Here is a 20,912-nt window from a genome sequence, read left to right as displayed (position 1 = left end):
GTCGCCCCTTCTTTCCGTCCCGGGCCTGGGGATAGAGGCTGGCGGCGCGCATGGGAAGGGGGCTTTGCCCCCGCGCCTCGCCTGCCCCCGCTGGGCCAGGCAAGGCGCTCCCCCAGGATATTTGGACAAGAAAGAAGCCGGGAGAGGCAAATGAAAACGGCCGGCGCCATGCGGGCCGGCCGTTTCCGAAATTCCGGGTGTCGCCGAATCAGAGCAGCTTCAGATCCGAGGCCGAGCTGCGGCCGTCGCGGCCCGATTGCAGTTCGTAGGCGATCTTCTGGTTGTCGTTCAGGCCGGTCAGGCCGGCGCGTTCGACCGCCGAGATATGGACGAACACGTCCTTGCCGCCGTCATCGGGCGCGATGAAGCCATAGCCTTTGGTGGCGTTGAACCATTTTACGGTGCCGGTAGCCATTATACCGTCTCTCCTTCAAGTCATCCTGGGGCGAGATTGCGCCCAGGCCGTGCAGCCCTTTCCCGTCAAGTCCGGCTGCCCCGTGAAGGGAGGCGGTAGAAAGTCGTGCTCACGCGGACGAGAGGATGAACGATTCGCCAAAAAACGCAAGCACGAATGCGCCGCGCAAGGTGACGTAGGGTCATCTTGCGCGTTCGCATCGGCAAATTGTCGCCAAGCCGGGTGTTCAGCGCAGATCCGGCGGGGTGGCCTCGGCCCGCAGCGCGGCGATGGCCGCTTCGAGCCCCTGGCTTTCGCTGCCCTGGCGGTCGAGGCGGCGGATCGAGACGCTGCGCTCCTCGACCTCCTTCAGGCCCACGGCCATGATGACCGGCACCTTGCCGACTGAATGCTCGCGCACCTTGTAGTTGATCTTTTCGTTGCGGGTGTCGGCCTCGGCCCGCAGCCCGGCATCGCGTAGCGCGGCCACCACCTGATGCACGTAATCGTCGGCGCCCGAGACGATCGAGGCGACCACCACCTGGCGCGGCGCGAGCCAGAGCGGCAGCTTGCCCGAATAGTTCTCGATCAGGATGCCGATGAAGCGTTCGAAGCTGCCCAGCACGGCGCGGTGCAGCATGACCGGCATGTGCTTCATGCCGTCCTCGCCGACATATTCCGCCTCGAGCCGCTGCGGCAGGTTGAAGTCGCATTGGAAGGTGCCGCATTGCCATTCGCGGCCGATGGCGTCGGTCAGCTTGAAGTCGAGCTTCGGCCCGTAGAAGGCGCCGTCGCCGGGATTGACCTCATAGGGCAGGCCGAGATGCTCGATGGCGCCTTTCAGCGCCGCCTCGGCCTTGTCCCAGATCTCGTCGGAACCGACGCGGACCTCGGGGCGGGTCGAGAGCTTGATGTCGAATTTCCCGAAGCCGAGATCCTGGTAGACCGAGGACAGCAGTTCGATGAAGCCGGCGCATTCCGCCTCGATCTGGTCCTCGGTGCAGAAGATATGCGCATCGTCCTGGACGAAGCCGCGCACCCGCATCAGCCCGTGCATCGCGCCCGAGGGCTCGTAGCGGTGGCAGGAGCCGAATTCGGCCAGCCGCAGCGGCAGGTCGCGATAGCTCTTCAGGCCCTGGTTGTAGACCTGGACATGGCAGGGGCAGTTCATCGGCTTGAGCGCGTTGATGCGCTTTTCGCGAGCCCCCTCCTCGTCCACCTCGACGATGAACATGTTCTCGCGATAGGCTTCCCAATGGCCGGATTTCTCCCACAGGATGCGGTCCACGACCTGGGGCGTCTTGATTTCCTTGTAATCGGCGCGGATCAGCCGGCGGCGCATATAGGCCTCCAGCTCGCGATAGATCGACCAGCCGTTCGGGTGCCAGAACACCATGCCCGGCGCTTCCTCCTGGAAATGGAAGAGTTCCATTTCCTTGCCCAGCTTGCGGTGGTCGCGCTTGGCGGCCTCCTCCAGCATGGTCAGATGCGCCTTGAGGTCGTCGCGGTTCTTGAAGGCCACGCCGTAGATGCGCTGCAGCATCGGCCGCGAGGCGTCGCCCAGCCAATAGGCGCCGGCGACATGCGTCAGCTTGAAGGCGTCGGCCGGCACCTGGCCGGTATGCTGCAGATGCGGGCCGCGGCACAGATCCTGCCAGTCGCCGTGCCAGTACATGCGGATCGGCTCGCCCTCGGGGATGCGGTCGAGGAGTTCGATCTTGAAGGGCTCGCCCTGCGCCTCGTAATGGGCGCGCGCCCGGGCGCGGTCCCAGACCTCGGTGCGCACCGGATCGCGGGCGGCGATGATCTGCTTCATGCGCGCCTCGATGGCGCCCAGGTCTTCGGGGGTGAAGGGCTCGGCGCGGTCGAAATCGTAAAACCAGCCTTGGTCGCGCACCGGGCCGATGGTGACCTTCACGTCCGGCCACAGCTCCTGCACGGCGCGGGCCATGATATGGGCGAGGTCGTGGCGGATCAGCTCCAGCGCCGGCTCGCTGTCCTTCATGGTGTTGATGGCGATCTTGCCGCTGGCCGTGATCGGCCATTGCAGGTCGATATGGCGGCCGTCGAGACTGGCCGAGATGGCGTTCTTGGCCAGGCTGGGGGCGATGGAGGCCGCGACCTCGGCCGCAGTGATGCCGGCGGGATAGTCGCGCGCATTGCCATCGGGAAAGGTCAGGGAGATCTGGGACATGGAGTCCTCCTCGTCGGTTTGGCGCCCACGGAACGCCCGGCTGCGGGTATGTGGCGCGGGTGTGGCGCGATTGCCGGGCGTTGTCAATGCGGCTAGGTGTGCAAGGGGGCTTTGCGCCCCCGTCGCGTTCCGCGACTCCCCCGCAGGGTATTTGGGAAACGGAGAAATGACGCAATTCATGGAAGGGCCGCAGGGGCGACGCATCGCCTATGAGCGGATCGAGGGGCAGGGGCCCGGCATAGTGTTCCTGGGCGGGTTCCGCTCGGACATGCAGGGCACCAAGGCGCTGTGGCTGGAGGATTGGGCGCGCGCGCAGGGGCGGGCCTTCCTGCGCTTCGACTATTCGGGCCATGGCGAATCCTCGGGCGCTTTCGAGGAGGGCTGCATCGGCGACTGGTTTTCCGATGCCATGGCAGCGATCCGCGGGCTGACCGAGGGGCGGCAGGTGCTGGTCGGCTCGTCCATGGGCGGCTGGATCAGCCTCTTGCTGGCACGCACCATGCCCGAGCGGCTGGCCGGGCTGGTCACGGTGGCGGCGGCGCCGGATTTCACCGAGCGCGGCTATTGGGCCGGGTTTTCACCGGCCGAGCGCGCGGCGCTGCAGGAGCGGGGCCGGGTCGAGCAGCCCAGCGACTATGGCGAGCCCTATGTCATCACCCGCCGGCTGATCGAGGACGGGCGCGACCATCTGGTGCTGGACCAGCCCCTGCCGCTGCCCTTTCCGGCGCGCTTCCTGCAGGGCACCGCGGATGCCGATGTGCCGATGGCCTGGGCGCTGGACCTGCTGGACCATGCCCGCGGCGAGGACATGCGGCTGACGCTGGTGAAGGGGGCGGATCACCGCTTTTCGACGCCCGATTGCCTGGCGCTGATCGGCGCGGCAGTCGAGGAGGTGCTGGCGCGGGGGTGAGAGGGGCGCGGCCGGTTGGCCGCGCCGGGTTTCCTAGACCGCGATCTTGGAGTCGTGTTCGGACAGGTTGGCGAGGCCGCAATCGACCGGGACCGGGCCGCCGCGGCGGCGCTTGCGCTGGCCGGCGGGCTGCACCTGCTCGTCGATGAAATCCAGCACCAGCGGACGGATGTTCAACCGCCAGCTTTTCCCGGCGAAGATGCCGTAATGGCCGGCACCGGGTTCCAGGTGCTGGGTCTTGCGGTTCGCGGGCACGCCGGTGCAAAGCGCCAGCGCCGCCACGCATTGGCCCGGCGCCGAGATGTCGTCATTGGCGCCCTCGACCGTCATCACCGCGACATCGGTGATCTTGCCCAGATCGACCGGCCTGCCGTTCACGGTGAAGCGGTTCTGCGCGATCTCGCGTTCCTTGAAGATGCGCTCGACCGTGGAGAGGTAGAATTCGGCTGTCATGTCCATGACGGCGAGATATTCGTCGTAGAAGGTGTTGTGCTTGTCGCCTTCGGAACCCTGGCCGCGCGCCTCGGCGAAGATCTTGTCGAGGAAGGCCTTGGCATGGGTTTCGGCATTCATGGCGATGAAGGAGGAAAGCTGCGCGAGGCCCGGATAGACCATGCGCCCGGCGCCGCGATACTTGAAGCCGACCTGCTGGATCATCAGGTAGTCGAGCTCGCCCATGGTGATGCGGTTGCCGAAATCGGTCACCTCGGTCGCCGCCGCGTCGGGGTCGATCGGGCCGCCGATCAGGATCAGCGAGCGCGGCTGGGCCTTGGGGTCTTCCTCGGCCAGGAGCGCGGTTGCGGCAAGCGCCAGCGGCGCGGGCTGGCAGACGGCGATGACATTGGTGTCGGGGCCGAGATGGCGGATGAAATCGACCAGGTATTGCGTGTAATCGTCGATGTCGAACTTGCCGCAGCTGACCGGGATGTCGCGGGCATTGTGCCAATCCGTCACATAGACTTCGCAATCGGGCAGCAGGGACGTGACCGTGGTGCGCAGGAGCGTGGCGTAATGGCCCGACATGGGCGCCACCAGCAGAACCTTGCGCGCCAGCGGCGCGCGGCGGGCGACGCGGAAATGCACCAGGTCGCCGAAGGGGCGCTCAATCACCGGCTCGACATAGACGACATGGTCCTGGCCGTCCTCGGAGACGACGGGCGGGATTTCCCAGTCCGGCTTGATGACCATGCGCGCGAAGCTGCGCTCGGTCACCCGGCCCCAGGCCGACATCAGCTTGAACAGCGGATTGGGCAGCAGCGCGAAGGCCGGGTAGGAGGCCAGGGCCCGCGCGCTGGCGCCCATCCATTCATTGGTGTTGCGGATCGTCTCCATCGCATCATAGGAGATGATCCCTCTCAAACCCTTGTACGTCGTCATTGCAACCTTCTCCCATGAACCCGCCGGATTCGGCCTTGCCGGGGAAGGACACGGCTTTACCTGCGTATTGTGCTGGGCATAATGATTTTACGGTTCAGGGAGGATTGTCAATTATGGCGGGCAAGGACGAAAAACCGGAAGCTGCGGGCGCGGCCGAAGCCGGGGGCAAACCACGCAGGGGCCGCGGGGCAGGGGCCAAGGGCCGCGCCGGGGCCGCGAAACAGGAGCCGAAGCCTGCCGATTCGGAAAAGCCGGCGCGACCGCGGCGCGAAAAGGCCGCGGCAAAGACCCCGCCCGAGCCCGTGCCGGAGCCCGCGGCGCCTGCCAGGTCCAAGGCGGCCGCGGCCTCCGATCCCGCCAAGCCTGCCGCCAAGGCCGGCACACGCAAGCCCGCGTTGCGCGGGCGGGGGGCCGGTCGCAGCGATCCGCGCCCCGGTCCGCGCCGCAAGCCCTCGGGCAAGGCCGCCGCGAAGGCGCAGGCCGAGACCGCCTCGCTCAGTATGGCCGACGAGGCGCTGCGTCCGCTGGGCGCCGTCGGACCGGGCGGCGGCGTGCCGCCCATGGCCGCGCCCCGCGCCCAGGCTGCCGCCCCGGCGGGGACCGGCCAGTCTGCCGGACTCGCTGCCGAGCCGCATCCGAGCCCGACCACCGCCGCCTTCGTCGAGGCGGCCTTCGGTCCCGGCAGCCGCCTGCCCGAGCAGCTGGCCCAGAACATCGAGCGCATCGAATCGCTGACCCAGCGCCTGATCAGCGCGCTGGCGCAGCGCCGTCCCTCGAATCCCGGCGTCGAGATGCCGGGCCCCGACCTTTTCGCCACCGCGACCTCGGCCTGGATCAAGCTTCTGGCCGAGCAGCCCGAGCGGGTGATCGGCCAGCAGGTCAGCTATTGGGGCGAAACCTTGCGCCATTTCGCCGAGGCCCAGGCCGCCTTTGCCCGCGGCACGCTGACGCCGCCGCCCAGCGAAGGGCCGCGGGACCGGCGCTTTGCCAACCCGCTGTGGGAGGCGCATCCCTTCTTCAACTTCATCAAGCGGCAATACCAGATCAACGCCCAGGCCCTGCAGGAGGCGGCCAGCGCGCTGGACCTGCCCGAGATGACCGACCGGCGCCGGATCGAATGGTTCACCCGCCAGATGATCGACATGATGGCGCCGACGAATTTCCTGGCCACCAATCCCGACGCGCTGGAAAAGGCGCTGGAGACCGAGGGCGAAAGCCTGGTCAGGGGCCTTGAGAACCTGGTGCGCGACGTCGAGCAGAACAGCGGCGAGCTGATCGTGTCGCTGGCCGACCGCGATGCCTTCCGCGTGGGCGAGAACATCGGCACCACCGAGGGCACGGTGGTCGCGCGCACCAAGCTTTACGAGCTGATCCAGTACAAGCCCACCACCGCGCAGGTGCATGAGATCCCGCTGGTGATCTTTCCGCCCTGGATCAACAAATTCTACATCCTCGACCTCAAGCCGCAGAACAGCCTGATCAAATGGATCGTGGACCAGGGCCATACGCTGTTCGTGGTGGCCTGGAAGAACCCCGACCCCAGCTATGGCGACACCGGCATGGACGATTACGTCAGCGCCTATCTGGAGGTGATGGACCGGGTTCTGGATCTGACCGACCAGAAAAAGCTGAATGCGGTGGGCTATTGCATCGCCGGCACCACCCTGGCGCTGACCCTGTCGCTGCTGAAGCAGCGCGGCGACGACCGGGTGAACGCGGCCACCTTCTTCACCGCGCTGACCGATTTCGCCGACCAGGGCGAGTTCACTGCCTATCTGCAGGAGGATTTCGTCTCAGGCATCGAGGAGGAGGCGGCGCGGACCGGCATCCTGGGCGCGCAGCTGATGACGCGCACCTTCAGCTTCCTGCGCGCCAACGACCTGGTCTGGGGGCCGGCGATCCGCAGCTACATGCTGGGCGAGACGCCGCCGGCCTTCGACCTGCTGTTCTGGAACGGCGACGGCACCAACCTGCCCGGGCGCATGGCCGTGGAATACCTGCGCGGCCTGTGCCAGCAGAACCGCTTCGTCAAGGAGGGGTTCGATCTGATGGGCCACCGCCTGCATGTCGGCGACGTGACCGTGCCGCTTTGCGCCATCGCCTGCGAGACCGACCATATCGCGCCCTGGAAGGACAGCTGGCGCGGCATCGCGCAGATGGGTTCCAGGGACAAGACCTTCATCCTGTCCGAATCGGGCCATATCGCCGGCATCGTCAACCCGCCTAGCAAGAAGAAATACGGCCATTATACCTCGGACGCCGGTTTCGGTCAGGGCGAGCAGCACTGGCTGGACAAGGCCAGCCATCACGAGGGCAGCTGGTGGGGCCGCTGGGGCGAATGGCTGGCCCGGCGGGCGGGGGGCATGGTCGATGCCCGCGACCCGGGCGAGGGCTTCGGCCCTGCGCCGGGCCTTTACGTCCACGAGCGGGCGTAAAATTTTTCTGCACCGCAGCAAGAAAACCTTGCAATGCTGCGGTGCAGAAAGTATATGTTGGACAGAACAGTTCAACCGGTGCCGAAGCTTCGCGCCGACCTAGGAGAGAGCAAATGGCCAAGACCCCTGACTTTACCAAGACCATGCAAGAAGTTATGGCGAAATTCCCGGTCGACACCTCGTCGTTCCAGGACGCCTTCAAGTCGCAGACCGCGCTGGGCGAAAAGATGGCCCGCGTCGCGCTGGCCGCTGCCGAGCGTTCGACCGAGATCTCGGCCCAATGGGCCAAGGACACCATCGCGCGCATGGGCGAGCTGACCTCGTCCAAGGAAGAGCCGGCCGAATACGCCAAGGCGCTGAGCGATTTCGCCACCGCCGCCGCCGAAATGGCTGCCGAGCACATGGCCGCCTTTGCCGAAGTGGCGAAGAAGGTCCAGATGGACACCGTCGACCTGATGCTGACCGCCGGCAAGGATCTGGCTGCCGACGCGCAGAAGGCCGCCGAAAAGGCCAGCCGCGACACCCAGGCCGCGGTCAAGAAAGCCGCTGCCGCCGCGACTTCGGCCAGCACCGTGACCAAGGCCTGATTGCGGTCCTTGACGGTTTCGGGACAGGGGGCAGTTCGCTGCCCCCTTTTCTTATGCCTCGCCCCTGCTTCCGGCGCAGGATGGCGATTTTCTTTGCATTTTTCCGGGTCATTTCCCATCATGCTGCAAATGCACTGCCGGAGGAGCCATGGCTGAGCCCGAGAACACGACCCCGCTTCTGATCAAGCGCTATGCGAGCCGCCGCCTCTACAATACCGAGACCAGCGATTACGTGACGCTTGAGGATATCGCGGGCTTCATCCGTGCCGGGCGGCAGGTCCGCATCGTCGATCTCAAGACCGGCGACGACCTGACCCGGCAATATCTGTTGCAGATCATCGCCGAGCATGAGGGCCGGGGCGAGAACGTGCTACCCATCGAGGTTCTGATCGACCTGGTGCGCAGTTACACGACCCAGGCGCAATCGGTGGTACCGCAATTCCTGGCCGCCAGCTTCGAGATGCTGCGCGAGGGTCAGTCGAAGATGATGGAGAATCTGTCGACCTTTCCCAACCCGATGTCCTCGATGCCGGGTTTCGAGGCGCTCCAGCGCCAGCAGCAGCTGTTTTTGAAGGCGATGGCGGCGGGCTGGGGCGCCGGCAGCAGCGGCCCCGAGATGGAGGAGACCGAGACGGACGAGACCCGCCGTGGCGGCCAGAAGGGCTCCGCACCCGAGGACATGGCCGAGATCCGCCGCCAGCTTGCCGAGTTGCAGAAGCGGATTTCGAAGCTTTGAGAGAACTGCGTCTTGCGCCCCGCGGTCCGTCGCGCTAGAGGAACCGCCACGGACGGTTGGCCGAGTGGTCGAAGGCGCACGCCTGGAAAGTGTGTAGGCGGGGAACCGTCTCGAGGGTTCGAATCCCTCACCGTCCGCCAAATCATCTGAGTTTCTTGTTTGAAATCAAATGATTAAGCGTTCTCTGAGCTTCCACAAGGTGACACAAGAGGTGACACACTGTGGTCTTGCTGTTCGACTCAGGGGCCTTTCGCTTGTCCGCTAAGTACATTCAGAAGAGAGGAAATGTCTGGTACTTCCGCCGCCGCGTGAAGGCTGGATGTGAGGGCTTGCACCGAGACGCTTCAGGAAAGCCTCAGTCGGTTCTGTTCTTCTCCTTGAAGACCGTTGACCAGAGAGAGGCCGCCAAGAGGGCAGATGAACACGCCCGCAGGCAGGATGCTCTTTGGGCCAATCACCTGAGAGGCACTGATGAAGCTGTCAGCCCCAAGGCGGCGCTGGCACGTCTAGAGGCCGCCGGAGTGAAGCCCGGAGACGGGGTGCGGTTTCGGGACACTCTCACCATTGATCGGCTGATAGATGAACTGACGGGCGGTCCCTACGAGCCCTTTGAGTACCAGCCGGAGCCCAGCCCCCAAAACCGGCTTACCCTTGACCTGCTGATGGGAAAGCAAGTCCCTCGCACTCTCAGCGATGCCAAGGGCAAGCACATCGAACTAGGGAAGGGGCCAAGGAACAAAATCGGTCAGCAGCAGTTTGACCGCGCTTGGGACCTGCTCATGGGCATCACCGGAGATGCAATCATCACTGATGTTCGACGAGACCACGCCAACCAGTTTGTCGCCAAGCTACGGGAGAGGGGTGTCTCTGCTGAAACGATCCGGAAGTATGTCTATCAGGTCAAGCCAGTTCTCGACACAGCTATCAGGGAGTTTGAGCTAAAGCTGGAACGGGGAAACCCCTTCGAGGGACTCACCGTCTCGGAAGGCGAGGCTTCTCAGCCAAGTAAGCGGCTACCGTATAGTGCCGACGAGCTACGGGCTATTCAGCAAAAATGCCGGGAGACCGATGATCAAAGGCGCTGGGCTATCTCGCTGCTATCAGACACCGGGGCAAGACAGGCAGAAATTGTGGGGCTACGGAAGGAGGACGTCTTCTTGTCCGACCATGTTCCGCATATCTTAATCCGCCCCAACCAGAATAGAAGGCTCAAGAACAAGCAGTCGGAGCGACGGGTTCCCTTAGTTGGGGAGGCTTTGTGGGCGGTCCAGAGGGCTATGACCACAGAGGGCGAAAACCTGTTCCCTGTCTTTCAGCCAAAATCCTTAGACAAAGAGTTCAACGCCAACACAGCATCTGCTGCTCTAAACAAGTGGATGAAGGACAAGGAACTGGCGAAGAAAGGGCAAGGACTCCATAGCTTTCGCCATACCTTTGTGGATCGCCTCAGGGACGCTGGGGTGCCTAAAGACATTCGGGAGCAAATCGGAGGGTGGAAGCCTCAGGGCGTGAGTGAAGGCTATGGGCAGGGGTTCAGCCTCGCGAGATTGCGAGAGGCAATGCTAAAGGTTGTCATAACAGGTTAGCGGCAAGATATGGTGGCGCTTACATTAACGTAATTTCAAAAGGTTGATATTTATGTCAAAGACCGTAAACTGATCATTATTGAAAGAGTTAGATGCTTCGTTATGAAATCTTCCGACTCGCATGCTAAGGCTGTTCGAGATTCTTGCAGAGACAATAATGCCGCGCAGTTTTTCTTTCCGCGCCTCATTGAGGAACATTCCCCCGCGTCTATTTTCTTGTATGTATCCCGCTTCAAGGCGGCGCCCAGCTACTATCTTTGCAGCAGTGAGGTGAAAGAACTCACGGCTCACAAAAACATTATCTACTGCTTCTGAGAGCTTTACCTTCACGCCTACTAGCGTTCCATCGCCGAGGAGGGTTTCGTGCTGGTAAGTGATGGAGTCCTGTACATAGTCTACTCCACTGCTGATAGTGGATCGCTTCATCGTAATCTGACTGCTTTGGAAGTAAGTTCCTATGGTATATGCTGTCGACGCTCCTAGAGAAATTGATTTCTCCTTTCTTTCCGTTAGTTCAGTCACCGCTCGCTCGGTCGCTCCACAGGCATAAGCCCGAGATGCTGAGGCGATAAAGTAAGCGACGCAAGGCTGGACTGCCACTGACCACTTATCATAGTTGCCATTCCATGCGTGAACATACCGTGCAGTATGGTCCACATTGAAGGATAACTTTCTTGACAATCCCCATACATGGCTTCCACTCAGTGATGCACCAACGACCGGAGCTTGTTCGCGTCGGAACTGCTCGTCAACAAGGAAGTCCAAGCCGCCAATATTGATAGCATCGTTGGAGAAGCCATTGTTGACGTTTGTGTCGTAATTTATGATTGGCTGTAATGACCAGTTCGATGCTCGCTTCTGAAACCCTGAACTGCCGAATCCCTCCTGATAAGCAAGGCGGCCCGCAAGCTGCCAGACCTGTGGCTCATGAATTTCTTCGCCTAGCATCCTCAACTTCATTAGGGTTGGGGCTATTGTGAATTGATCACGGGTCCATGCGTGCGCCTCAGGCAGAGGACAGGTAACGAAGATCATTGCGAGCCGCAAAAACCAGACGTGGATTATTTTCATTGAGCAAGCGCCTGAATCAAGTAACCGGCGCAACGAGGCGCCGGTCATTATAGTTGGTTGTTCTTCTAGCGCTTAAGTATCATCTCGCCCGATACATACTCAGTGCCATAAGATGTCTCTACTTGCGCGGAGATCGACCCATCGACTATTTCCGCTTGACGTCCAGAGAAGTCACCGTAAGCCGTGCCGGAAACAGAAGCTCGTTCCCCTGCAGCACTTAGCTGTCCTGCAAGAGTTGCTGAATATTCAGCCCCTGTGATCACACCGTTTCGGATCGCAACCTCACCTGAAATTGGGGTGCCGTTCTGTGCTTGGAAGTTGTGAAGACGCCCTGAGATGGAGTCATTCGCAAAATTTGCTTGCATTTCGGCGGAGGAAAGAACTTCGCCCTCCCCATACATGGCAACGCCACGGTAAGTGGCTGTCCCTGTCTGAGGCATCTGGGAAACCGTAGTATAAGGAGCGTTTTCCCAATCTTCTAGCAGGCCCATGCCCTGTCGTTCTAGGCCGCTCCACGACGTAGGCGTACCACCGCTGCCGCCACCTCCGCCGCCACACGCACTAAGAAGGGCCACTGCAGTCATGGCGCATACAAGATACTTCATTGTTCAAACCTATCGTTAGACTAGGCGAAATGTCGCCTGCGCACTTCTACATACAAATGAGTGTTTGTTCACGGCACCGTGAATTTTCAATCAGTTTGTTGCCGGAATCACACACATGCACAGCACTCGATGCGGCAGCACGGTGGGGCATGTGTTGCCCGAAGAGCCGTGGATCGTGGCAAAGGGATACGTGACCCGTTGAGGCGCCTGTCTCCACGCCTGAACGCCAACTCTATACTGAGCAGCTGCCAAGCATGAACGGTGCCTCTGAGGGGCGTTGTTGCAGAAGTCAGGCAGTTGCCGGACGCCCCCCTTCCCCCTTTGGGCTCATACCACGCGTTCGATCTCGGCGGTGCCGAGTGCATTGAAGCGGTTCATGAGTGCAACGCGGATCTGGACTTCGGCTGTCTGTCGGTCCGGATCGCGTGAGGCGATGCGTTCCCCGAAGGCTTTCAGGCACCTCATCTTCGCCTCGATCCGGCTTCGGGCGTGATATCCGGACCAGCGTTTCCAGGCTGCCCTTCCCAGGCGCTGTGTGGCCTTGAGGATTTCGTTGCGAGCTTTGGCGGCGGGGCAGTCCTCGCGCCATTGTCGCCCATTCCTGCGGATGGGTATGACCGCTGCGCCACCGCGTTCCAGGATTGCAGCGTGGCAACGCCGAGTGTCATAGGCGCCATCGCCGGTCACGGTGTCGATCTGTTCATCGGGCGGGATCTGGTCCAGCAAATGAGGCAGAATGGGGCTGTCACCTTTGTCGCTTGAGGTGAACTCTACAGCACGGATGTCGCCGGTGGCCGTGTCCATCGCCAGATGCACCTTGCGATATTGGCGTCGGCGCTGCGCGCCATGCTTGCGCGCAAGCCATTCTCCATCGCCGAGAAACTTGATCCCCGTGCTGTCCACCAGCAGGTTCAGGGGGCCGGGCGCACGGCGGGTCGATACCTGCACCGTGATACGTTTCTGCCTGCGGCTCAGGGTTGAGAAGTCAGGCACTGGCCAATCGAGGCCGGCCATCGACAGAATGCTCGTCACCATCCCGGTCGTTTGCCGCAGCGGTAGCCCGAACAGAACTTTCACCATCAGGCAGAATTGGATCGCGGCATCGCTGAAAACCGAAGGACGACCATTGCGACCGACCTTCGGCGCGAGCCACGTCATGTCCTTGTCCAGCCAGATCAGCAGAGATCCGCGCTGCTTCAGCGCATCATTGTAGGACTTCCAGTTCGTCGTCCGGTAGCGGACAGGGGCAGGCTTAGTCATGCCAGAAGCCTAACCACATGGATTCGCCGCGGGAATCCTGATCGAGCGCGACTTCTGCAACAACGCCCCTCTGAGGGCTCGTACAGCGATCCTTTAGTTTGAACACCGGAAAGCTCAACGAAAAAATAACAAGAGCAATAATGACCCCGCTTTTTGAAGTCGATCAGCGAAACCCCTCACCCCCCTTTGGGACCCCTATCGAGTACTATGGGGAAGCCCCGCCCCAGCTTACCTAGCCTAGCGTCGCACCATAGTCCCTACCTTGGAGTTCGCGGAGAGAAGAGACCTTGAGATCGTCTCCGGTCACTCAAGGGTCTGCCAATGGGCTTGCCTCAGTGTCACTGACAGGACCGTGCTGAATTGGCTGCCATATGGATGGCTGCTGATTTTTGGCAGTATCCATAGCACAAGGTCCTAGAGTCTATTGGCAGAGAGGATGACACAATGAGCGCCATCGTTGGCTATGCGCGAACAAGCACCACTGAACAGGTTGCAGGCTTTGAGGCCCAGCTTGAGACGCTGAGCCGTGAGGGATGCACCAAGGTCTTTCAGGAACAGGTTAGCTCGGTCGGGGATCGGCCCCAGCTTAGGGCCTGTTTGGATTACCTGAGGGAAGGAGATACCTTAGTCGTCACCAAGCTCGACCGGCTGGCAAGGAACGTCGCCCACCTTGGGGAGCTTGTGGCAACCCTGACAGCTAAGGGCGTCGCTCTCCGCATCCTAGACCCTGCCATTGATACAAGCACCGCTACAGGGAAGCTGCTGCTGCACATCATGGGATCAATCGCAGAGTTCGAGCGGGCCATGATGTTGGAGCGCCAGCGGGAAGGGATCGCCAAGGCGAAGGCAGAGGGACGGTACAAGGGCCGGATACCAACGGTGACCTGCCCCTGAACTTTCATCCAGCCGCGACCGGAGCCCGGTTAGTGTTTACGCCAATTGGCGCAGGTTGAGCAATCGCCCGACGCGCGGAGCTTTCATCTCGCGCAGCGGGGCGGGCGATTGCGGCGGTCAGGGTCCGCGCGTAGTCAGCCGGGGCCTGGTAGTCCAAGGCCGAGTGCGGGCGTTCGGTGTTGTAGTCGGCAGCCCAGGCGGCGATCACGATACGGGCATGGGCCAGGTTGCGGAACATGGTCTCGTTGAGCAGCTCGTCCCGCATCCGCCCGTTGAAACTTTCCACAAATCCGTTCTGCATCGGCTTGCCCGGGGCGATGTAATGCCACTCAATGTCGCGATCGGCGGCAAAGGTTAAGATCGCGTTACTGGTCAGTTCGGTGCCGTTGTCAGAGACGATCATCCCGGGCTTTCCGCGGCGTTCGATCAGGGCGGCCAGTTCTCGCGCCACGCGCCGCCCCGAGATTGAGGTGTCCGGGATCGCCGCCAAACATTCCCGGGTCACGTCATCGACGATGTTCAGCACCCGGAATCTTCGCCCGCAATCGAACTGGTCATGGACGAAATCCAGCGACCAGCGTGCATTGGGCCGCGCCTCGACCAGGATAGGGGCCCGTGTTCCGACCGCCTTGCGCCGTGCCTTCCGCTTGCGCACCGTCAGCCCTTCTTCGCGGTAGAGCCGATAGATCCGATTGATCCCCGAGGGCTCGCCCTCGCGGCGCAGCAATACGAACAAGCGCCGGTAACCGAACCGCCGGCGCTCGTTGGCCAAGTCCCGCAACCGACCGCGTAACGCCGTATCCGGCGCGCGTCGGGATCGATAGCGGATCATCATTCGATCCGCGCCGACGATGTGACAGGCCCGCCGTTCCGAGAGGCCATGCTCGGCCCGAAGATACGCAACGGCTTCACGCTTCACGGCGGGCCCTACCACTTTTTTGCAACCAGGTCCTTCATCGCCGCCAGATCCAGCATCTGCTCGGCCAGCAGCTTCTTCAGCTTGGCGTTCTCATCCTCGAGCCCCTTCAGCCGCTTCGCCTCCGACACCGTCATGCCGCCGAACTTGGCCTTCCAGTTGTAGAAGGTGCCTTCCGACATGCCGTGCTTGCGGCACAGGTCAGCGCACTTCGCGCCTGCCTCATGCTCTGCCAGGATGCCGATGATCTGTTCGTCCGTGAATCTCGTTCGCTTCATTGTCCGTCCTCAAGTTGGGCCGGACTCTAATCGCATCTGGAGGAAAAATCCCGGGGCAGGTCAACGGCGATGCGGCAGGCCCAGGCCATCCGACAGCTTGCCTCTGAGGGTCTCACAAAGTCAGCTATCGCCCAGCGACTTGGGGTATCGGAGAGGTCCGTCTATCGGGCATTGGGGAAGGTTGCCGCCTAGAAGGGCCGCAGAGGCTCCGGGGAGATGCTTCAGGCTCTCTAAAAGCATCCGCCCGGTCCGACTACTGTGCCGTGCTCAGACAGTAACCGATAGTGTCCACTACGGATGGTGGACACTACCTCAGACTAACACTTGCGTGAGTTTAGCTCATCTGCGGCATTCGAGCTGAACTTCAACGGGGTTGGGAATAAGCTCAAGCATGGCACCGCTGCTCGCGTCTACGCCGGCACCGATGATCCCGCCAACAAGGACGTTGCCAGCCATCGCTGCGCCACCCCCACTAGCTACACGATTTGTCACTCGGACCTGCTGAGGCTTGCAGCCTTCCTTGGTCAAAAGAACGTTCAGTTCCGACTTCCGGGGAACTTTGAATGTACACGGAGTGCCGGTGCAGGTTTGACCATCGCTCATTTTGACCTGCGCACCGGAGGGAGTCGAGTTCACGACGAGCACATCATTGGTCCCGCGAGTAATGGTGGCATCCAGCCAGTAGGACTGAAGCAGCCAAAATGGTTGCAATACGAAGATTCATTTGTTTCCCTCACAAGAAAGTGAGGATGCCTTATGAGCGACTTCTCGCTTATGCAACGGAGCCCTTAGGCTCTTGCGAGTCTTGTGATCTAGGTGATGCAGAAAAAGCACACTGAAGTTGCTGAACCAAGACATGTTCGGCGCTGAATAGTGGTCATCCGATAAACGTCGATGAGGGGTTGAGCTAACTAGCTGGTATGTAAAAATATTGTTGAACTGCTTCTTTTGGGCAACACCCAACCCCGCCCATAGGATTCCGAAGGACGACTTGGAAACACGAAAGAGCCATCCTTGGCTTGCTCAGATAGTTACTAGAGCTTTCTCAAGGATGGGCTTTAACGCTGCTGCTGTTTTGGATTGATCCAATGCAGAGCCAGAGGGCTCCTTAAGGTCTCAGGGTTTGGGCCTCTGGCTTCTCCCTAGGGTAGGAGGATTATCATCCTCCGCCGGGGAGTGACTACCAAAGGTGCCTCCTTACGTCTTAGGGTTGGGCGCTTTGGCTATCTCTCAATGGTGAGGATAGCAATCCCCTTCTCTGGGACTAGCCAAAGGCCGTCGGGAGCCTGCTCAAAGTTTGCGGGTTCTCAGCTTTTGGTTATCTCTATATATGCCGGTGGCGGATTAGGCGGCGTAAGCCATTTTCTCCGTAGCTTCGTTATGACTGCCAAGGAGCTCCCGGTAGTCCCATCCTTTAGGCATGGGTGGGGGAGGCGGGTTTGGCGCCCACAAGGCAAGCTTCTGAGGATCAAAGAGTTCATGCTTGTTGAGGAACACAGATAAGCCCTTCCCATACACAGATCGGCAAATACGGTCAGCTTGCCTTCCAATGCTAGGGTAGCGTCCGAAATCTTCGTTGCTGGTCTTAAGGTATCCTCGATATTGCAATGCTCGCATCACGCCTCGGTTGCCAGCGATGGCAGCGACAATAAGGCTGGCAAGGAACAGGCCACGTTCATCTGGCTTATGATTGCGGATGTAAGAATCTGTCAGATCATGAACTCTCTCCATGTCCTCCCTGGATTCTCTAAGGTACTCGTTTGAGCGGTCCTTACGATTGAAGTACTTCCTACAATTGTCCGAGCAATATTTCTGATTGCGGCGGTGCGGAGTAAAGGTGCTTTGGCACTGCGGGCAGATAATCGGAGAGTGTCGCATTTCATTCCGAGGGACTATTTCGTTCTATATAGTCCGCTTGGCGAACACTTTCTGAGCGTAAGCGGTCAGCAGAGAAGCTGTACGAGGAGAGGTGACACAAAAAGTGTCGCAAGGTTACACAGACTTGCCAGCTTCAACGTAGTATGTTGTTATTACTTAGGTAAATTCCGCCCATAAACCAACCTGTGGTTCTCACCGTCCGCCACTTCGGTATAAAACCGGGAACGCCGATTCCCGCCGTTTTCCCTCCTTTCGTGGCTACCAGTGTCCTCAACAGGACGTTTTTGCTTCCTTTGATGTAGATCGCGTCATCCGCGACCTCGACGTGCTGGGCGAAGGCCCGGACGTGTTCCCGCCGATAGCCGCCCTTTCCAAGCCGAAGTCGGGTGCGTGCTTCGCTCGCCAATTCCCGCACGGCTGCCCCTGTTAGACGCTGGTGGGTGGAGCTTGCGAGCATAGCTTCGATCCGCGTGGCATCGGCCCGCGCCTGATCCCGAAGCGCCGTGAGGCCCGCGATGCGCTCGCCGAGGGAAGACTCGGCCGGGTCGAGCGAACCGGCTTCAATAGCGTCGTAGAGGCGCTTGAGGCGGTTGTCGGCCTCGGCCGCGCGATGGTTCAACTCGGCAATATGCTGGCCGCGCCGCTCGACGCCTTCCTGCCGGCGATCCAGAAGCGAGGCGAGAACGTCTTCGATCCGCTCGGGGTCCAGCAGCCTTTCCTCGATATGCGTCACCACCATGCGGTCGAGCTTGTCCATGGGAATCGCGCGGCCTTTGCAGCCAGTTTCGCCCTGCCGTGCCCGAATCGAGCAGGCATAGTAGCGATAGCGGCCGTTCTTCCCGGTGCGCAGCGTCATCGCGCCTCCGCAATTTCCGCAATGGCAAATGCCGGTCAGCAGGTTCGGGCCGCTGACGACGCGCGGCGGCGTCACCTTCGGATTGTTGACTTTCAAGCGGTTCTGCACGGCCTCGAATATCTCAAGGTCGATCAGCGGCGGCACCGGGACGGTGACGATTTCCTCCTCCGGCTTTACCACACCCTTGTTGGAGCGGCGATTGAAGCGATGCTCGCCGATATAGGTGCGCCGGGTCAGGACACGGTGAAGCTGGCCGATTCCCCAACGCCCGCCGTTGCGCGTGAACAGGTTGTGCTTGTTCAGATAGTTGACGATATTCTTGACGCCCATCGGGCCGGACGTGCCGTCGCCTTCCGACGCAAGGCGGAAGATCAGCCGCACGGTGTCGGCATGAAGCGGGTCGATCTCCAGCTTCTTCTTCATCTTTGCGCCGCGCTGCTCGGCATCGACAACGCGGTAGCCGATGGGTGGCAGCGAGCCGTTCCAGAAGCCTTGCCGGGCGTTCTCCTTCAAGGCCCGCATGACGTGCTTGCCGTTCTCTTTCGACTGGTATTCGTCGAACAGCGCCATGATTTGCCGCATCATGACGTGCATGGGATCGTCGCCCATCTCCTGCGTGATGGACACCAGCTTGACGCCGTTTTTGGCGAGCTTCCTGACGTTGAACTCCAGCTCGAAGTGATCGCGGAAGAACCGGCTGAACGAATGGACCACAACCACATCGAAGGGCGCGGGCTTGGACGTGCCTGCCTCGATCATCCGTTGGAACTCGGGGCGGCGGTCATTGGTGGCGGACGCGCCGGCCTCCACGAAGGTTTCGACAAGCTGATAGCCGCGCGAGGCGCAATAAGCCTCGCCCTGCTTGCGCTGGTCAGGGATCGACACGTCATGCTCGGCCTGCCGCGTCGTGGAGACGCGCAGGTAGAGCGCGGCGCGCAGCGCGACATGGGGACTTTGCATATTCATGACCGGATTCCTTCCGCCGTGCGGCGTTCTATCAGCGGCAATTCCAGCTCCACGCGGTCATGCAGCACCTTGGGGACGAGCTTCTGGCCCTCGCCGGGGTCCATGCGGATCAGGCCATAGCTCGCCATCTTCTTGAGGGTTCGGGACAGGTTAGGCTTCGCCCGTCCCGTGATCCGCGACAGTTCCTCCAGCGAACCGGGTGACTGCTCGTCGATGACGCGCAGCAACTCGCGGTTCCCGCTCGAAAGGAGCTGCGCGAAGGATTCCATGGATGTGAACCACACCTTCGGATCGTCAGGCGCGGGCTTTTCCTCGCCCTTGGCGATCCGCAACGTGCGGGCCTTCATCTCTTCGTAGCCGGCAATCCCGACTTTCAATGTGGTCATGTTACGCCTCGCTCCTTCAACACCGCGTCCACCGCCTGCCAGAAGTCGGCCAGCAACGTGGCCGCATCCTCGTAGGCGTATGGCTTCACGGTCTGGAGGCGGTGCCGATGGTCCATCGGCTCGCCGCGCCCGCCTCGGCCGACCGGATGGGCGTTGTCAAAGCCGACCAGTCGTTCGCCCGAAGGCCCGTGAAGCGTGAGCGAGTAATCGAGGCCGTGCGGCTTCTCCGGCGATGCCGGAACGCGGGTGACAACGAACTTCACCCAATGGCCGCCCTCGGGATCGACAACGAGCACCTGTCCGTCGAGGTCCAGAAGCGTGTCGAGGCTCGGGTCACGATCCTCGCTCATGGCTTAGTGTTATCATCAGAGGATAACCGTTGCAAGCCCTGATTGTCAGGATCGTCGATTGGGCCGAACAGCCGGTCGAGCACGTCACCGAAATACCGCTCGAAGATTTGCAGTTCTTCCTCGGTGATCGGCACCTTCTCGGGCCAGTCGTCGAAGACGGGCAACGACTCTACATCGACGATGCGAAGCGGCGACCTGCGGCGCTCCCGGCCGTCCGGCGTGGGTTCGTCGGCATAATCGAAAAGATCGTCGGGAAGTGTCTCGGGGACTGGCTGTCGCGGTCGCCCTTTGTGGGCGCGACGGCGCTCTGCGCACATGGAATCCTCCTTGGTTCGGTGTGGATTCCGGGGCGCTCAAGGCCCTGGAATTAAGCGAACCATGGAGGGCAGTCGGCGGCCTGTAGCGTGCCGCATTTTCGCCTACGCGCTGGCGGCACCCCTGATGCTTGACACAAAAGAGCGCTTACCAGTCCTTCAGAATTGTGCGTAATTTTGCGCTGAAGACTTCACAGAAAGAGATGCAAGCCGATGCAATTGCACCGTGGCCGCTTGATTGATCATATTCAGCTTGTCGTGCGCGACCTGCAAGCGAGCGAGAGCTTCTATACGGCGGTGATGGCCGTGCTGGGGATACCGGTTCTCAGCACGGATAAAGGCTACTTCATAGCCGATGAGCTTACAGTATCTTCCGCTGACAGTCCGACCGCTTCGGGCGAGTTGACGGGGCGGCACCATCTGGCATTTCAGGCGAAGGATCGCGAAACGGTTGATGCTTTCTACAGCGCGGCGTTGGCGCATGGTGGGCGCGACAATGGAGCACCCGGTATCCGGCCCTATCATCCGGGCTATTATGCCGCCTTCGTATTGGACCCCGATGGCAACAACATCGAAGCTGTCTACCAAGGCGAGGCAAAGCGCAACGCCTCGTCAGTCACCATCGAGTTTTAGGGCAAGTTAGCAGCAGTTCGCTATGACCGCTTTGTCCGCTAAAGCTGTCACTCAATTCGGGGGTGAGGCATCGCTCGCCGCGCCTTGGCGAAACCGCGATCCGTGGCGATGAATCGCTCCAGCATGGGCACGATCAGCCTGACGGGATCAGCGGCGGGCTGGCCGCTCTCGCGGGCCAGCACCTCGGCATAAACGACCAGATCGCGGTGAAGCGGCGCGGGCAGCTCCACTGTGACTTTGACGGGCTTGTCGTCGGGCAGCGGGCCGAGTTTCAGCTTGGTCATGG

At 61.3% G+C, this 20,912-nt stretch carries 21 protein-coding genes, 1 tRNA gene and 1 pseudogene; 10 read left to right on the top strand and 13 right to left on the bottom strand.

Features of this window, described 5'->3' with window-relative positions; all coding sequences use genetic code 11:
• Positions 1-208 precede the first annotated feature (208 nt).
• Together ESD82_RS16430 and thrS are read right to left on the bottom strand one after the other, a co-directional pair.
• Positions 209-415, bottom strand: a complete 207-nt coding sequence (locus ESD82_RS16430; RefSeq protein WP_011747293.1) for a cold-shock protein — start codon at positions 413-415, stop codon at positions 209-211.
• A 226-nt stretch (positions 416-641) separates the two neighbouring features.
• The gene (gene thrS, locus ESD82_RS16425) at positions 642-2,588 is read right to left on the bottom strand and encodes a threonine--tRNA ligase (protein WP_024844662.1); all 1,947 of its coding nucleotides are present in this window, start codon (positions 2,586-2,588) and stop codon (positions 642-644) included.
• 166 nt (positions 2,589-2,754) lie between these two features.
• On the opposite strand from thrS, the gene ESD82_RS16420 reads away from it, so the two are divergent.
• Positions 2,755-3,498 carry an alpha/beta hydrolase gene (locus ESD82_RS16420; RefSeq protein WP_147427820.1) on the top strand — a complete coding sequence of 248 codons (744 nt, stop codon included), beginning with the start codon at positions 2,755-2,757 and terminating at the stop codon, positions 3,496-3,498.
• Positions 3,499-3,531: 33 nt separating this feature from the next.
• On the opposite strand, the gene phaZ is transcribed toward ESD82_RS16420, so the two are convergent.
• Positions 3,532-4,875: a polyhydroxyalkanoate depolymerase gene (phaZ, locus tag ESD82_RS16415; RefSeq protein ID WP_051419784.1), complete on the bottom strand. Its 1,344-nt coding sequence runs from the start codon at positions 4,873-4,875 to the stop codon at positions 3,532-3,534.
• A 395-nt stretch (positions 4,876-5,270) separates the two neighbouring features.
• On the opposite strand from phaZ, the gene phaC reads away from it, so the two are divergent.
• The 5 genes from phaC to ESD82_RS16390 all read left to right on the top strand — a co-directional run bounded on the left by phaC (position 5,271) and on the right by ESD82_RS16390 (position 10,219).
• Entirely contained in the window at positions 5,271-7,310 is a 2,040-nt protein-coding gene (gene phaC, locus ESD82_RS16410) for a class I poly(R)-hydroxyalkanoic acid synthase (RefSeq protein WP_244314532.1), read from the top strand.
• Positions 7,311-7,423: 113 nt separating this feature from the next.
• The gene (locus ESD82_RS16405) at positions 7,424-7,897 is read left to right on the top strand and encodes a phasin (RefSeq protein WP_024844658.1); all 474 of its coding nucleotides are present in this window, start codon (positions 7,424-7,426) and stop codon (positions 7,895-7,897) included.
• A 148-nt stretch (positions 7,898-8,045) separates the two neighbouring features.
• A complete protein-coding gene (gene phaR, locus ESD82_RS16400) occupies positions 8,046-8,633 on the top strand; it encodes a polyhydroxyalkanoate synthesis repressor PhaR (protein WP_024844657.1) in 588 nt (195 codons plus the stop codon).
• 50 nt (positions 8,634-8,683) lie between these two features.
• Positions 8,684-8,773, top strand: a tRNA-Ser gene (locus ESD82_RS16395).
• A 114-nt stretch (positions 8,774-8,887) separates the two neighbouring features.
• Complete coding sequence (locus tag ESD82_RS16390; RefSeq protein WP_147427822.1) at positions 8,888-10,219, top strand: tyrosine-type recombinase/integrase; 1,332 nt, start codon at positions 8,888-8,890, stop codon at positions 10,217-10,219.
• 24 nt (positions 10,220-10,243) lie between these two features.
• On the opposite strand, the gene ESD82_RS16385 is transcribed toward ESD82_RS16390, so the two are convergent.
• The 3 genes from ESD82_RS16385 to ESD82_RS16375 all read right to left on the bottom strand — a co-directional run bounded on the left by ESD82_RS16385 (position 10,244) and on the right by ESD82_RS16375 (position 13,155).
• Entirely contained in the window at positions 10,244-11,167 is a 924-nt protein-coding gene (locus ESD82_RS16385) for a hypothetical protein (RefSeq protein ID WP_147427824.1), read from the bottom strand.
• A gap of 188 nt (positions 11,168-11,355) precedes the next feature.
• A complete protein-coding gene (locus tag ESD82_RS16380) occupies positions 11,356-11,781 on the bottom strand; it encodes a transferrin-binding protein-like solute binding protein (RefSeq protein ID WP_147427826.1) in 426 nt (141 codons plus the stop codon).
• A 441-nt stretch (positions 11,782-12,222) separates the two neighbouring features.
• Positions 12,223-13,155 (bottom strand): IS5 family transposase, encoded by a 933-nt coding sequence (locus ESD82_RS16375; protein WP_147427828.1) that lies wholly within the window; start codon positions 13,153-13,155, stop codon positions 12,223-12,225.
• A 444-nt stretch (positions 13,156-13,599) separates the two neighbouring features.
• Between ESD82_RS16375 and ESD82_RS16370 the strand changes: the two are divergent.
• A pseudogene (locus ESD82_RS16370) lies at positions 13,600-14,034 on the top strand (recombinase family protein); the annotation flags it as partial.
• Between the two features lie 19 nt (positions 14,035-14,053).
• Here ESD82_RS16370 and ESD82_RS16365 read toward each other — a convergent pair.
• A protein-coding gene (locus ESD82_RS16365; protein ID WP_114669626.1) for an IS3 family transposase occupies positions 14,054-15,243 on the bottom strand; the annotation gives its coding sequence in 2 pieces (ribosomal slippage) (positions 14,054-14,991 and positions 14,991-15,243; 1,191 coding nt in all).
• Positions 15,244-15,312: 69 nt separating this feature from the next.
• Between ESD82_RS16365 and ESD82_RS22650 the strand changes: the two genes are divergently transcribed.
• Together ESD82_RS22650 and ESD82_RS21855 are read left to right on the top strand one after the other, a co-directional pair.
• Positions 15,313-15,435, top strand: coding sequence for a helix-turn-helix domain-containing protein (locus tag ESD82_RS22650; RefSeq protein WP_147427831.1), 123 nt, complete (start codon positions 15,313-15,315; stop codon positions 15,433-15,435).
• Positions 15,436-15,567: 132 nt separating this feature from the next.
• Entirely contained in the window at positions 15,568-15,990 is a 423-nt protein-coding gene (locus ESD82_RS21855) for a hypothetical protein (protein WP_167521778.1), read from the top strand.
• 597 nt (positions 15,991-16,587) lie between these two features.
• On the opposite strand, the gene ESD82_RS16350 is transcribed toward ESD82_RS21855, so the two are convergent.
• From ESD82_RS16350 to ESD82_RS22255, 5 genes are all read right to left on the bottom strand, one after another.
• Positions 16,588-16,974 (bottom strand): hypothetical protein, encoded by a 387-nt coding sequence (locus ESD82_RS16350; RefSeq protein WP_147427833.1) that lies wholly within the window; start codon positions 16,972-16,974, stop codon positions 16,588-16,590.
• A 280-nt stretch (positions 16,975-17,254) separates the two neighbouring features.
• Positions 17,255-18,943 (bottom strand): recombinase family protein, encoded by a 1,689-nt coding sequence (locus tag ESD82_RS16345; RefSeq protein ID WP_147427835.1) that lies wholly within the window; start codon positions 18,941-18,943, stop codon positions 17,255-17,257.
• On the bottom strand, positions 18,940-19,329 hold the full coding sequence (locus ESD82_RS16340) for an HVO_A0114 family putative DNA-binding protein (RefSeq protein WP_147427837.1): 390 nt from the start codon (positions 19,327-19,329) through the stop codon (positions 18,940-18,942). Before ESD82_RS16340 ends, ESD82_RS16345 begins: the two co-directional genes overlap by 4 nt.
• Entirely contained in the window at positions 19,326-19,679 is a 354-nt protein-coding gene (locus ESD82_RS16335; RefSeq protein ID WP_147427839.1) for a toxin-antitoxin system TumE family protein, read from the bottom strand. The genes ESD82_RS16340 and ESD82_RS16335 overlap by 4 nt, the downstream gene beginning before the upstream one ends.
• Positions 19,676-19,996 (bottom strand): hypothetical protein, encoded by a 321-nt coding sequence (locus tag ESD82_RS22255; protein ID WP_147427841.1) that lies wholly within the window; start codon positions 19,994-19,996, stop codon positions 19,676-19,678. Before ESD82_RS22255 ends, ESD82_RS16335 begins: the two co-directional genes overlap by 4 nt.
• 210 nt (positions 19,997-20,206) lie before the next feature.
• Here ESD82_RS22255 and ESD82_RS16325 point away from each other — a divergent pair, with 210 nt between their 5' ends.
• Positions 20,207-20,626, top strand: a complete 420-nt coding sequence (locus tag ESD82_RS16325) for a VOC family protein (protein WP_147427843.1) — start codon at positions 20,207-20,209, stop codon at positions 20,624-20,626.
• A 47-nt stretch (positions 20,627-20,673) separates the two neighbouring features.
• On the opposite strand, the gene ESD82_RS16320 is transcribed toward ESD82_RS16325, so the two are convergent.
• Positions 20,674-20,910 (bottom strand): DUF2274 domain-containing protein, encoded by a 237-nt coding sequence (locus tag ESD82_RS16320; RefSeq protein WP_147427844.1) that lies wholly within the window; start codon positions 20,908-20,910, stop codon positions 20,674-20,676.
• Positions 20,911-20,912: the final 2 nt, after the last annotated feature.

It is taken from the genome of Paracoccus pantotrophus (assembly GCF_008824185.1).
Lineage (GTDB): Bacteria > Pseudomonadota > Alphaproteobacteria > Rhodobacterales > Rhodobacteraceae > Paracoccus > Paracoccus pantotrophus.
The sequence above is the reverse complement of the archived record's forward strand: the minus strand, read 5'-3'. Positions and strand labels throughout refer to the sequence as shown.

What these genes read in the sequence shown, in the direction of transcription:
- ESD82_RS16430 (WP_011747293.1), bottom strand. Translation starts at nt 415, where the DNA reads ATGGCTACCGGCACCGTAAAATGGTTCAACGCCACCAAAGGCTATGGC.
- thrS (WP_024844662.1), bottom strand. Translation starts at nt 2,588, where the DNA reads ATGTCCCAGATCTCCCTGACCTTTCCCGATGGCAATGCGCGCGACTAT.
- ESD82_RS16420 (WP_147427820.1), top strand. Translation starts at nt 2,755, where the DNA reads ATGACGCAATTCATGGAAGGGCCGCAGGGGCGACGCATCGCCTATGAG.
- phaZ (WP_051419784.1), bottom strand. Translation starts at nt 4,875, where the DNA reads ATGACGACGTACAAGGGTTTGAGAGGGATCATCTCCTATGATGCGATG.
- ESD82_RS16405 (WP_024844658.1), top strand. Translation starts at nt 7,424, where the DNA reads ATGGCCAAGACCCCTGACTTTACCAAGACCATGCAAGAAGTTATGGCG.
- phaR (WP_024844657.1), top strand. Translation starts at nt 8,046, where the DNA reads ATGGCTGAGCCCGAGAACACGACCCCGCTTCTGATCAAGCGCTATGCG.
- ESD82_RS16385 (WP_147427824.1), bottom strand. Translation starts at nt 11,167, where the DNA reads ATGCTAGGCGAAGAAATTCATGAGCCACAGGTCTGGCAGCTTGCGGGC.
- ESD82_RS16380 (WP_147427826.1), bottom strand. Translation starts at nt 11,781, where the DNA reads ATGGGCCTGCTAGAAGATTGGGAAAACGCTCCTTATACTACGGTTTCC.
- ESD82_RS16375 (WP_147427828.1), bottom strand. Translation starts at nt 13,155, where the DNA reads ATGACTAAGCCTGCCCCTGTCCGCTACCGGACGACGAACTGGAAGTCC.
- ESD82_RS22650 (WP_147427831.1), top strand. Translation starts at nt 15,313, where the DNA reads ATGCGGCAGGCCCAGGCCATCCGACAGCTTGCCTCTGAGGGTCTCACA.
- ESD82_RS16350 (WP_147427833.1), bottom strand. Translation starts at nt 16,974, where the DNA reads ATGGAGAGAGTTCATGATCTGACAGATTCTTACATCCGCAATCATAAG.
- ESD82_RS16345 (WP_147427835.1), bottom strand. Translation starts at nt 18,943, where the DNA reads ATGAATATGCAAAGTCCCCATGTCGCGCTGCGCGCCGCGCTCTACCTG.
- ESD82_RS16340 (WP_147427837.1), bottom strand. Translation starts at nt 19,329, where the DNA reads ATGACCACATTGAAAGTCGGGATTGCCGGCTACGAAGAGATGAAGGCC.
- ESD82_RS16335 (WP_147427839.1), bottom strand. Translation starts at nt 19,679, where the DNA reads ATGAGCGAGGATCGTGACCCGAGCCTCGACACGCTTCTGGACCTCGAC.
- ESD82_RS22255 (WP_147427841.1), bottom strand. Translation starts at nt 19,996, where the DNA reads ATGTGCGCAGAGCGCCGTCGCGCCCACAAAGGGCGACCGCGACAGCCA.
- ESD82_RS16325 (WP_147427843.1), top strand. Translation starts at nt 20,207, where the DNA reads ATGCAATTGCACCGTGGCCGCTTGATTGATCATATTCAGCTTGTCGTG.
- ESD82_RS16320 (WP_147427844.1), bottom strand. Translation starts at nt 20,910, where the DNA reads ATGACCAAGCTGAAACTCGGCCCGCTGCCCGACGACAAGCCCGTCAAA.